The sequence below is a fragment of the Ignavibacteriota bacterium genome (assembly GCA_016212665.1).
Taxonomy (GTDB): Bacteria; Bacteroidota; Ignavibacteria; order UBA10030; family SZUA-254; genus FW602-bin19.
In genome coordinates, this window is record JACREZ010000016.1 from 59865 (window position 1) to 73529 (window position 13665).

5 protein-coding genes are annotated in these 13665 nt (G+C 45.3%); all 5 read left to right on the plus strand.

Features of this window, described 5'->3' with window-relative positions:
* The 5 genes from HY960_05170 (at nucleotide 1) to HY960_05190 (ending at nucleotide 13636) form a co-directional block, all read left to right on the plus strand.
* The gene (locus HY960_05170) at nucleotides 1-7053 is read left to right on the plus strand and encodes a T9SS type A sorting domain-containing protein (GenBank protein ID MBI5215123.1); all 7053 of its coding nucleotides are present in this window, start codon (nucleotides 1-3) and stop codon (nucleotides 7051-7053) included.
* Between the two features lie 434 nt (nucleotides 7054-7487).
* Entirely contained in the window at nucleotides 7488-10592 is a 3105-nt protein-coding gene (locus tag HY960_05175) for a hypothetical protein (GenBank protein MBI5215124.1), read from the plus strand.
* Nucleotides 10589-11236: a response regulator transcription factor gene (locus tag HY960_05180; protein MBI5215125.1), complete on the plus strand. Its 648-nt coding sequence runs from the start codon at nucleotides 10589-10591 to the stop codon at nucleotides 11234-11236. Before HY960_05175 ends, HY960_05180 begins: the two co-directional genes overlap by 4 nt.
* A 273-nt stretch (nucleotides 11237-11509) precedes the next feature.
* On the plus strand, nucleotides 11510-11890 hold the full coding sequence (locus HY960_05185; protein MBI5215126.1) for a response regulator: 381 nt from the start codon (nucleotides 11510-11512) through the stop codon (nucleotides 11888-11890).
* A 186-nt stretch (nucleotides 11891-12076) separates the two neighbouring features.
* On the plus strand, nucleotides 12077-13636 hold the full coding sequence (locus HY960_05190; GenBank protein ID MBI5215127.1) for a tail fiber domain-containing protein: 1560 nt from the start codon (nucleotides 12077-12079) through the stop codon (nucleotides 13634-13636).
* Nucleotides 13637-13665 lie beyond the last annotated feature (29 nt).

The following is a 13665-nucleotide window of genomic DNA, read 5'->3' on the forward strand; positions in this document are numbered from 1 at the left end:
ATGAAAAAGAGAACTATGTTTATGAAAATAACGGTGTTGCTTTCGTTGGTGATGTTTGTTGGCGGCGCTGTGTACGCGCAAACATGCGACCCGAAGTTCACTATCACTAATGTCATTCAGGTGAATGGCGCGGTATTGATGGGAACCGGTGAGAACAAATCTGCACTGACAGCAGGTGTGCAAACAGGATATGCAACAAAGAAACAGGCGACGAACAGTATCGCAACAGGATTCTGGAGTTTCATGTTGTTGGAACCGAAACCGCCGCTCGTCTTTGCAACCGATGGTGATGAATTGGATAAAATCACCGTTCGATGGAATCTTGTGCGCGACCCGGACGGTCCTCCGGTAACGGAAAACCAGGTGACACTGTACAAGAATGGAGTAGTGCTGGCAACTCCCAATGCGAATACAACTTCATACTTGGACTACAATGTTCAACCGGGACAACATTATGCATACGCGGTAACATCATCCAATACAATGGGTGAGAGCAGAACTGAATCCGATATTGGTTTTCTCAATCCCAACGGCATCGTTACCGGGCATATCCAAACGAATATGATGTCGGCTGTAGAAGGAGTCGAAGTGCGACTCACGCCGTTGCTCGGCAAGGCGCTCATGTTCGATGGCTCGAACGACTTTGTCGCACTGACCGACAGCGCGGTGAACGACTTCAGCGAAGGAACGATTGAAGCGTGGGTCTATCTCGGTGAGAACACGCAAGAGACAATTCTCTCGAAGCAGGAAGAAGGGGGACAGGCGGATGCGGTTTTTTCTATCGGCTACTTTGCCGATGCGAACGGCGCGCCGCAATCCGGCGATGCGGGAAGAATCTATTTTCACGGACACAACGGTGTGCAAGCGGCAAGCAGTTTCCGGACGCTGGAGATTTCGCGTTGGTATCATCTTGCTGTTGTCTTCACAGCGACAAACGTGCAGTTCTTCATTGATGGAAAAATGGATAACACCGTGTTCGGAAATTATTCTATTCCGCACAACACCGACCCGGAGAATCCGACCTTCGTGAAGTCAACCATTGGTGCGTGGCGCGGGTTGAATACCGGTTATTTCACCGGCATCATGGATGACATTCGTGTGTGGGATACAACACGAACAGAGAAAGAACTCCGCCGCGACATGAAACGAATTCTCAACGGCGATGAGCCGGGATTGGTTGGTTACTGGAAGTTCGATGAAGGTATCGGAGAAGAGTTGTTCGACGGAACGGCGAAGAACAAGGATGCAACGCTCTGCGGCGCGACATTTTCGGAATTCAAAGCGCCGGTCTATCATTCTGATTTCACCGACACACTCGGCAACTATGCAATTCGCGGTGTGAACTACGGTTCGGGAAAAACATTCTCGGCAATTCCATCCAAAGTCACCATCATCGGTCGCGCTCTGGAGTTTGATGGCTTGAATGATTACATCAACATTCCAAACACGAATTCGCTTAATGAATACATGACGACGAATGAGTTCACGCTGGAAGGTTGGCTAAAGCCGATGAAGATGATGGGCGCACAAAATATCCTTTCAAAGAGTGCGGGAACTTCCGGTTACAGCGTAGCGATGGAAAATCGCGAAGCGGTATTCTCTATCTATATAGATGGCACACAGCGCACACTCTCCACTCAACTCGATTCAAATGTTTGGCGGCACGTTTCCTTAACGTACAGTAGTGCAAACGGATTAGTGTTGTACAAAGATGGTGAGATTGCTGATTCACAATCAGTTTCCGGCAGTATCAGCGCGGCGAATGCTTCACTTCGCATGGGAGATTTTTCCGGTTTCCTTGACGAAGTACGAATCTGGAAAGTTGCCCGTACACAATATGAGATTCAACAAATCATGTATAGTACGACGCTGAACGCTTCGATGGAAACGAACCTTCTCGCATACTATCGTTTCAACGAAGGGAATGGAGACGTGATTTCGGATGAAACAGTGAATGGAAACTCCGGCACGTTGTTCAATGCCGATAGTACGATTTGGAGTGAAGATATTCCGTTAGATGAAAAGTTCGAGCATACGTTTATGCCGGAAACAAGAAACGTCACGCTCGGAGTGAACAGCCCGTTTGTTGATGATGTGGATTTCACTGACATTGCTCAACTTTCTGTAACGGGATTTGTGAAATTTGAAGGAACAAATTGCTTTGCCGATAGTGTGGAAATACTGGTGGATGGGATGAGTGCAATTCCGCGAGTCTATACAAATTCATCGGGAAAATTTGTAGCAGAGTTTGAGCCGGGTTCCACACATCGGTTGAGTGCCAAGAAAGGGAATCATGGTCTCATACCATCATTTCTTGAAGTGTTTCATATTACACAACCAGTTGTACTCAAGCAGCAATTTCAAGATACGACAAAGCGGAAACTCACGGGCAGTGTTGCTGGCGGAACATGCAGATTACCAATTGGCTCGTCATCACGCGTACGAGTGCAAAGCATCAGTGGTTGTATTGATACAACGGTCATGATGAATTCTTCAGGGTCGTTCACACTCAATAATCTCCCGCCAATACGATATTTAGTATCTGCCGCGCATGATGATGCAGGTATCAATGCTCAACTGGAGCAACAAGGGAAACAATTCTCATTGATTGATACGAATCAAAATGCTAGTTTTATTTATCGCGCTCCTTTACAGGTTCGTGTCGCGGAAGGATTGCCTGCAAATTCTTGTGGAGATATTGTGTTAAAGCAAGGAGATAAATACATTGTACGATTATTTGTTTTTGAGGATTATTTCGGAAATACATGTGCAATAGATACAGGAAAAATAATAAAAGATGATTATGTAACTCAAATCCTCGATAAAGAAATCAATTTCATAAATGGAATGGCGTACGATACAATTCAGGCTATGGGACCGAATCCGTTACCTCCGAATACCTGGAGAATAGAATATGTAGCAGTGGATAATATTGAAAGATCGGCGAGTACATTTCAGGAAGTTATCGTGACGGGACATCGTCCCCGTTCGCAGCAGTTTACCACAGTAAACCCAATGCGGCCAATAATGATTCTTCGCGATCCTCCTGGGGATAAAAGCTTCACTTCATTTATGAAGGATTCAACATACTCTGTCAAAAGCAAGGGATCATACCTTCATGCACATGGCGGTGGGGTAGAAGCTGCGCTTAAACTCGGTGTTTCCCTCACAACAGTATCGGGATTAGGATTTGCCGTAGAATTCGAGTCTGGTTTCAGGCATACGATTGGAGCAAATGTGGATTTTAATTATAAGTATCTTAATGATAGTGAAGTTGTTCGATCCACAACATTCCACTCTTCCTATTCGACAAGTCCCGAGGCAGACTTCATTGGGCAGGATGGCGATGTTTATATTGGCTATGCTTCAAATCTTGCTTACGGAGTTTCTGAGGTCATAAAATACGATACAGTAACATGCAACGTTGTCATTTCAAAAGCACTTTCGATGAACGAAAAAAACGCAACAACAACGTATATGTATTCTGAACGCCACTTGAAGCAGGCAATTCTTCCTCAACTCGATTCTCTCGGAGTATCTCCAACAATAACCGATTCAGCAAGAAAAGTCTATAAAGAACAAGCGAAACGATGGCGGCAATGGATTCAGTTAAATGCCGAAGAAAAGCAAACTGGTGCTAACCCTCAAAATATCACATGGGATGCAGGGGCGATCATTGAAAACAGCTATGCAGTGACGGACGAACGAACAATTAATTGGCAGGAAGAATGGGATTTGAATGAAGAAGTTTCGCTTGAACTCGGATTCGAATTCAATAAAGCGGGATTAACGACAAAGTTCAAGCAACATAATGAATTTAACGAAACATGGGGTGGTAGTACGGTGACATCATCAGCGAAAACATACACATACCATCTGGAAGATGATGATGCCGGAGATGTTCATTCCGTTGATGTTTATTCTACAAAAGATGGTCCTTACTTCAAATTATGGGGAGGTGCTACAAGTTGTCCTTGGGAAAGCACGACAGTGAAAAGGGATTTGGCGCAGATAAATGTTTTTCCATCTACTGCAATTAATGTACCTCCTGATGAGCCTGCCGTCTTTACGCTTATGTTGGGAAATGCAAGTGAGACCGATGAAGAGCGGGAATACAAACTCAGTGTTGAGCAGGCAAGCAATCCTGACGGCGCAATCATCGCCGTGAACGGCGTTGTGATTGAAGACGCAATTTCGTTCGAGATTCCTGCCGGACAGCAAGTGCCGGTGACGCTGACAGTCAGTAAAGGACCAACTGCGTATGTGTACGATGGTTTGGAAATGACATTCGAGTCTGCGTGTGATGCGAACATTAGTCAGACCGTGCAGTTCTCTGTGCAGTTCCATCAGTCGTGCAGTGAAATTGCATTGGAAGTTGTTGACCAAAGTTCTCTCGAACCGTGGCTCATTAACAAAGTAATGCACGATACAATGTTTGTGAAGATGTTCAACTACGAGCGAGAAGAATCGAACTTTGATTTAGTGCGATTGCAATTCCGTCCAAAAGGTTCGGTTGCAACTGCACAGTTGGTGAACGGGAAAATGATTCTTTCGGAAGAAATGTTTGAACCGCTCGGAACGAAACATACATCTGTACAACCTGTTTCAATGGTGGTGAACAAGAAAGGAAAAGGTGAACAGGAAACTGAATCGAACATGGATACTTGGATTACTATTCTCGAAATCCCGAAAGATAGTTTGCCGCAGTATCCGCAAACGTATGTTGTTGTTCCGTGGGATGTTCGTTTCCTTGCTGATGGAGATTATGAGTTGCGTGCGATTGCACAATGTCTCGGCGACCCGATAGTCAATGTTTCAACCTATCTTCCCGGTTTGATTGACCGTACTCCGCCGCAAGTCTTTGGCGTACCCGAACCCGGCGACGGAATGTATCAGCCCGGAGATAATATTTCCATCATGTTCAATGAACATATTGATTGCAGTATTCTCCATCCGATGAACAATGTGAAGTTGTTCAACGCACAGACTGGTCTTGAGATAGATAAGAATGTGTATTGCTTCGAGAATCAGGTCCTCATTACTCCGAACATTCAAGCGCGGTTTATTGAAAATCAAACACTCCGCGCGAAACTGATTGGCGTTACCGATGTGTACGGCAATGCCCGCGATGAAATCGTTGAATGGGAATTCTTCGTTGACCAAAATCCGATGCGATGGGATAATGCCGCCATCAGTCTTGTCATTCCGGAAAATCAAGGCACAACGTTCAACCGGCAAATTGTGAACACCGGCGGCTCGGCAATGAGCTTCGACATCACTGATTTGCCTGCATGGCTCACCGCTACACCGATGACGGGATACATTACACCTGGACAAACACAGGAAGTAACATTCACGGTGAGTCCGCAATTGGGTGGTGGCGTGTACAAAGACACGACGTTCGCGGCAACAGTACAAGGGGATGAACCGTTGCTTGTTGACTTGCGTGTTCTCTGTCCGGCGCGTGCGTGGTCAATTGACCCTTCAGAGTTTCAATACTCGATGACAATCACCGCGAAGTTGTATGTTGATGATGTGCTTTCGGAAGATACGTATGATAAGGTCGCGGCATTTGTCGGAGATGAAGTGCGCGGCATCGGGAATGTGGAATACGTTCCCGAACTTGAAACGTACGAACTCTTCCTCTCCATCTATAGCAATCAGACGAGCGGTGAAGAGCTTTCGTTCAAGATTCTTGATGCTTCAACGTGCCGGGAACTTGGTCAGATTGTTGAGCAATATAATTTCACAGCGAACACCGTTATCGGTACGCCTCTTGTGCCGGTAACGATTTCGACGACGACACAAATTGTTCAGCAACACAGACTACCGCGCGGATGGACATGGTTTTCGTTGAACACAGTCGCTACGAGCATGTCCACCAATACGGTGCTTGGCTCTCTCTCGGCAGAAAGCGGAGACATTGTGAAAAGTCAAACAACATTTTCTCAGTTTACTCCGTCGCTTGGGTGGGTGGGAACGTTAAGCACGTTCAACAATAAATCCATGTATCAAATCAAGTTGAGTAAAGTTGATACGATGCTCACCATCGGTTCACCGGTGAATGTTTTCAGAGATACCATTCCGGTTGTCGTCGGGTGGAACTGGATAAGTTATCAACCGCAAGTGAGCATGAGTGTGAACTACGCGTTACAATCACTTCAGCCGCTCAACGGCGATGTAGTGAAAAGTCAGTTTGCGTATGCGCAATATGTCGGTGGCATCGGCTGGGTGGGAAGTCTTGATTACATGAATCCGAAACTTGGCTATCTGTTGAAAACCGCAAGCGCGGGACGGTTGATGTATCCGGCGGGGTTGCCGTTGGTTTATCCGTTGGCGAAGGAAAAAATATCTGATGAACCTTCGATGTTGGTCGTGCAGAATCCGCCGGAAGGGTGGGCGATTAATCCGCATGATTTCCAATACTCGATGAATATCACTGCCATCATTACAAAGTCCGATGTTGATACGCTTGATGTTGTTGCGGCGTTTGTGAATGGAGAATGTCGCGGAGTTGTTCCTCCGTTGTACATTGAATCTCTGAAGAAATATTATTTCTTCCTCACCACGTATAGCAATACATCGGCGGGAGAACAAGTCGAGTTCCGGTATTACGAGGCGAGCGAAAACAAGACGTATAATCTTGCTCAACAACTGACTTTTGCGGTTGACGCTGTTCATGGAGAAGTTGAATCGCCGTTTGAATTCACGCTTTCACCATCGTCTGTTGATGAAAGTCCTGAACTTCCGACACAATTTGGCTTAAGTCAAAACTATCCGAATCCTTTTAATCCATTCACAATTGTCAATTATCAATTGCCAATTGACAATTATGTAACGATTAAAGTGTACAACGTTCTCGGGGAAGAAGTTGCTACGCTTGTAGATGGAGTTCAGGAAGCCGGTTATCAATCCATACGATGGAATGCAAGAGATAAGAACGGTCAACCGCTTTCGTCGGGAATATATTTCTACAAGATGAATGCAGGGAATCCTTCTTCTGGCACAGGACAAGGGTTCACTGATACGAAGAAGTTGATGCTGATGAGATAGAAAGAGGAATGTGCCACTCACTTTTTTCGTGAGAGTGTTACTGAACGTCTTTGCGAGCCCGCTTTAGCGGGAGAAGCAATCTCCTGAAACGAAACTACACGTATTGAGGAGATTGCTTCATCCCGTCCTGATAAATGATGGACGGGATTAGCAATGACAGTGTTACGGAATTTGGCAACAGGGCAATTGAAAGCAATAAAAAGAAAGCTGATTCCCCTGAAAAGGAGTCGGCTTTTTTGTTTCCCTTCTTTTCTGTTTGTACATTCTGCCAACTGTTCTCCAATCATCCTTCTCTGTTCTTACCAATTAACGCACTCATGATGTATTCACCATAACTAACAATATATTTTCAATTCACCCGCGAAAGCAACCGACGCATGTTTCTCTATTCTTTGATTAGAAACAGGACTCACCTTCCTACAAGAACACTCTTCTTGTTGTTTGTTTTCATTACCATCTATGCTGTACGGCTCTCAGCCCAGGAATTGTCATTGCGGTTTCAGCGGTTGACAGAGAAAGAGGGGATGAGCCATGCGTATTGTACGACGATTGTTCAAGACTCAACCGGCTTTCTCTGGTTCGGAACGTTCAATGGCTTGAACCGGTACGACGGGCAATCGTTCCGTGTGTTTTCGCATGACCCTCGTGTAACAAATTCGATTCCTGCCAATAACGTTCGTTTATTATTTATTGATTCAAAGAAGCGAATGATTGTCGGTACGCCAAAAGGCGCCACCATCTATGATGAAAGTACTCGTTCGTTTCGTCCTTTCCGTCTGAAGGGAGAGAACTCTCTTGATACTACCGTAACCGCATCGGAGATGATTGAAGACCGCTTGGAAAATTTATGGATTACCAACAGTCAGGGGTTAATGCGCGTCTCACCGACAATGGATGCACAGAAGTGGTTCAGATATTCAGAAGAAGATTCTCAAACACTGAGCGACAACAGAATAACATCTCTCTGTGTTGATTCATACGGAATACTTTGGGTAGGCACAAATAATGGAGTGAACAGGTACGATGCGGCAACAGAAACATTCAAACGATATTATGCCACAAAGGAGAACGGAACGATAAGTAATAGCATTATCACCTGTATCTATGAAGACAAACGGGGGACGTTGTATGTTGGAACGAACGGGAGTGGTTTTAACGAGTATCTCCGTGAGCAGGATGCATTTAGACGATTTATGATTGAGACGGGCAATAAGGGGAATCCATATAATCTGTCCTCGAATGCTATCACTTCGATGTTTGAGGATAACGAAGGAGTGTTCTGGATAGGTTCTGAGGACGGATTGATGATTTTCAATAGAGAACAAAAGCGATGTTCGATTGTGAAAAATAATCCGACAGACGAACGAAGTTTACTCCATAATTCGATTCTCCTCATTACAGAAGACCGTTCTCATAATGTATGGATAGCAACTGCGAGGGGAGTATGTAAGTACATTCGAAGACCGAAAGGATTCGATTATCTCTTCGACGCTTCGCCTTCAACCTATGAAGGCACGAATCTTATTATGGAGGTGTGTACAAATTACGAGGGGAAATTGTTTATCGGAACACGGGGCGCGGGGTTGAGGTCGTACAATCCTAAAACAGGAATGTTTGACCAATATCCGGCGGGTTACGGTTCGCCGGAGGCATTGAGCAGTACCATTGCATGGTCGGTGATAGAGGATAAAGATTCAACGCTTTGGGTCGGAACAGCGTGGGGATTGAACACCTTGAAAAAAGGGAAGCAAACGTTTGAACGGTTCGACCCGAATGATAAAGCATATCCTCTTCCGGGTACAAATATCGGCAGTATCATTCAAGACCATACTGGCGTGCTTTGGTTTGGGACAGAAAACGGAATCGCATCGTATGATTCCAAAACTCAGCAATGGAAGTGTTGGACAAAAGATGCTTCCGGGAATGAAAAACTTCCGGGAAAGGTTGTGAATGGTTTGTATGAAGATTCGGAGCGTCGGCTTTGGGCAGGTGCGGGAGACCGTCTGTGCCTGTATGACCGTTCGACTCACTCATTTATTGATTACGTTGAACAATCGAAGTGCAATGTGAAGTTCGGGATAAGTTTGATTACATGGATAACTGAATCGAGTCGCGGAACATTACTCATCGGCACGGATTTCGGAGTTGTAGAGTTTGATACACGAACGAACAGCGCAACGTACCTGATGAAAGAGGATGGGTTGCCGGATAATATCATTACAACCATTCTCGAAGATGCGGACCACAACGTGTGGATAACAACGCCGAAAGGGCTTGCTCTTTGGGAGAGGGAATCGAAAACGCTCACAACATTCAAAGAAGAAGACGGACTTGATGAGGGAAGGTTTGGCTCACGGGCAGTGGCAACAGACAATAACGGAACAATCTATTATGGAACAACGAACGGCATTATCGTTGTCCGACCATCGGAAGTACAAAAAAATCAGCATATCCCGAAGGTTGTCTTTACTTCGTTTAAGAAATTTAACAAAGAAGCGTTACTTGAACCCGATATCGCTCTGCGACAAAATCTCGAACTCCAATACGATGATTATGTACTCTCATTCGAGTTTGCCGCGCTGGAGTTTACTGGCGCGCGGGAAAATCAATTCATGTATAAACTTGAAGGATTCGATAACGAGTGGGTGAACAACGGGCATGAGAATTTGATAACGTACACGAACTTAGACCCGGGAAATTACACGCTCCGTGTCAAAGCATCGAACAACGACGGCGTATGGAACGAGCAGGGTGCATCGCTCGCCATTGTCATTCTTCCTCCGTTCTGGATGACGTGGTGGTTCATCACACTTTCGGTTCTTGTTGTTGGCGGAACAGCGTTCGGGCTTGTCCGTTCGAGGTATGTTCATCTGCAAAAAGCAAAACACGAGCGGGAAGTGTTCTCTCATCGCCTCATGGAGCAGACGGAAGAAGAGCGAAAACGGATTGCATCGGAACTGCACGACAGCATCGGTCAGCAATTATTGATTATTAAAAATACGTCGGAACTCGGCGTGAGGAAATCGAAAGCGCTGGAAGATGCTCTTAAACGGTTTCACGACATTTCTTCCATTTCGGAAAGCACGGTAAAACAGTTGCGGGAAATATCTCACAATCTTCGTCCGACGGAAATTGACCGCTTCGGCGTATGGCAGGCAATCAAAACATTGGTTTCAAGAATTGAAGCAACATCTGCTCTACGGTTCGTTGTGAATATCGGTGTGACTGATTCGGGATTTTCAAAGGAGACCGAGATGCACATTTTCCGCATCGTGCAGGAATCGGTGAACAATATCATCAAACATTCGGATGCGACTGAAGCAACGCTCACTGTTTCAAAAACAGACGGCTCAATCGCTCTGACGATTACTGATAACGGAAAGGGGTTCACAGTTCTTGTCGGCGATGGAATCGGTTTATCGAGTATGCACACACGGGCAAGAGCCATCAATGCACAATTTTCTATCAAAACTAATTCAGGAAGTGGAACGCGGATTCAACTCATCTTGCCCGCACCAATTAAGGAAGAAAAACTATGAACGACACTATTACCATTCTCATAGCGGATGACCATCCGTTGTTCAGAAAAGGTTTGAAGGAAATCATTGAAGAACAACCGCACTTGAAAATCATTAAAGAAACGAGTGACGGGAACGAGGCGTTGCAGTGTGTGGAGAAAGAGAAGCCAAACATTGCTATCCTCGATATTGAAATGCCGGGTATGAACGGGCTGGATGTTGCGCTCAAAGTTCAACAACGGCAACTCCCGGTAGATATTATCATGCTGACGATGCATGATAAAGAATCGTTTTTTAACAGCGCGATGGATGCGGGAGCGATGGGCTACGTCTTAAAGAACAGCGCCGTTTCGGATATTCTCGATAGCATTCAGAGTGTTCATGTCGGAAAATATTATATCAGCCCTTCCATTTCTTCCTTCCTGATGAATCGCGCGAAGCGGTCAAAGACCTATCAATGTAACGGATTGAATCAACTCACCGATATGGAGAGAACCATAATGCGACACGTTGCCGATGGAAAATCAACCAAAGATATTGCCGTGCGGTTGTGCATTTCGGTGAAGACGGTTGAAACACACCGGCACAACATCTGCACAAAACTCGACATTCACGGAACGAACGCTCTCCTTCGGTTCGCACTGGAACACGCTTCACAGTTGTAAACTGTTTCCGGTTTTCTGTTTCCAGTTGAAATAATCGGTAACCAGTTTCCAGTGTTAGGTTTCGAGTATCAAGCATCAAGAATTGAGCATCCGGGCTTGATATAGCCAAATTCCCCCTTAAACTATCCTTCAAAACAACCCCATCTTCTCAGATTTCAATGGGTACATGCTTTCATGGAGACAAAATCGGTGTCTTCATGGATTGAACCGCGCTTGGTTTTTCCGTTTATTGGGGGGGCGGTAATATAGTAATTCCAAGAAAGTTTGACTTCCATGCGGATAATGATAGTTGATGATAATGCGAAGATTCGCTCCATCATCCGCGATACGGTAGCGGAAGAAGGGGATGAAGTTTTTGAATATGAAAACGGTTTACAGGCAGTTGCCGCGTATGGAAGCGTGAATCCGGATTGGGTTCTCATGGATTTGCTGATGGACGCAATGGACGGTCTGACAGCCGCGAAACGAATTAGGGAATCGTTTCCCGACGCGCAAATCATTATCGTCACAAACTATGACGGTGTTCCCTTCCGCACCGAAGCGTATGCACTCGGCGCGAAGGCGTATGTGTTGAAAGAAGACATTGCAACGCTTCCGTACTTGATGAAGAATTTTTTTGAATCAAATCATGAACACTATGCTGTTACTTCGTAGCATGTGAAGATACGTGGTGGCGTATCGAAATTTATTGCCGTTGATTGCAATAACCATTGTTCTTTTTTCAATATCTCTCTTCGTTCTTTCTTAATCTAAGAGCGATTGCTCTCAAGCAAGCGCAATACATTTATCAGATGAACATCTGCCAACATTATTTCAATACTATTAAGAAAGGTTGATACCATGTATCGTTTAGTTATTTTTTTGATTTCTCTTAGTTGCCTCATCGCGATTGTCGGGTTGACGGTTGCACAGGCACAGAATGTTACCACGTCGGTTCAGGGCGTCTTGCGTGACCCGCAAGGTCGTTCGGTTGATGACGGAACGTATGAACTGTTGTTCAAACTCTACACGCAAGCCGCCGGCGGCACCGCGCTCTGGCAAGAAACGCAATCGAATGTTTCTGTTTCCCATGGCGTTTTCTCCGTGAAGTTGGGCGCGATCAATCCCATCTCGAATCTGAGTGCGACGCAAACATATTATCTCGGCGTAACGGCACCGGGCGCGGGCGAGTTATTACCCCGTGTAGAATTAACCAAAACATTTGCCGCGAACACCGCTGCTTCTGTTACAGGGCTGACCAATGTTGTTCCCTCTGACGGGAATGTTGGAATCGGCACGCTCACTCCCGTTTCCAAATTAGAAGTGTTGGGGGATGTCAAGATTAGTTCAGGCGGCAAACTCTATTTCCCCGATAATACATTTCTTGCCAGCGCACAAAGTGGAACGGCAGAACAAGTAACCGCCTCCGGCGATGCAAATGTTATTGCTGATAATGATAACAATGGAACAGGTAGCATTGTGATGACAACCGGTACAACAGAAAGGATGCGTATTTCAAATACAGGAAACGTTGGCATCGGGACGTTGAGTCCGGCGCAGCGATTGGAAGTTTCAAACGGGAACCTGAGAATTAACGGCGATGGGAACGGTGCATCTGGTATTACAGGAACACTCCAAATCACTTCGAGCAATTCGAATAAACCGTATATGAATATTACGAACGCCGGAAATGCCGCGCTACTGCTTGGCGCAGATGCAGATGCCGCTATTATTGGTTGGGATGTGAACGCACAGGATTTAGTTTTCCGAAGTAATGTAACATGGAACGCGTTTCCAAATACCGGAAACATTGCGATGACAATTAAAGGAAGTAATGGTAATGTAGGTATCGGAACGACAACTCCCGGAGAAAAACTTGAAGTTGCCGGAAGTGTAAAAGTCCATGGAACTGATTTCAAACTTGGAACGAATGACGGTCGTCCGATTGGAAACAGACCGAATCAAAGAGCATTGGTTCATGACACCGAAGATAGGTTGATAATTAATTATGGTGCTGATTTTGAAGGCGGAACCTATATTGATGGAAACGTTGGAATACAAACGAATTCCAATGAACCTCTCAAAGTTGTGAACGCATGGTGTGATGGGTGGTGGTGGAGAGATGCTTCAGATAGAATTTTGAAAAACGATATTCAAGACATGAGTAAATACGGTCTCAGCACGGTAATGAAAATGCGTCCCGTTTCCTATACATATAAGAACGATGAAAAGAAAGAACCGCAAATCGGTTTCATCGCACAGGAAATGAAAGAAGTTGTACCGGAAGTGGTGAGCGGTGAAGAAGGTTCGATGGGAATGTCGTACGGAAATCTTACGGCGGTACTTGTCAATGCAATAAAAGAACAGCAGAAACAAATCGAAGAGTTGAAGGCGGAAATTCAAGAACTGAAGAACAAGTAACGAGCAATCTTGAATAACTACATACTACT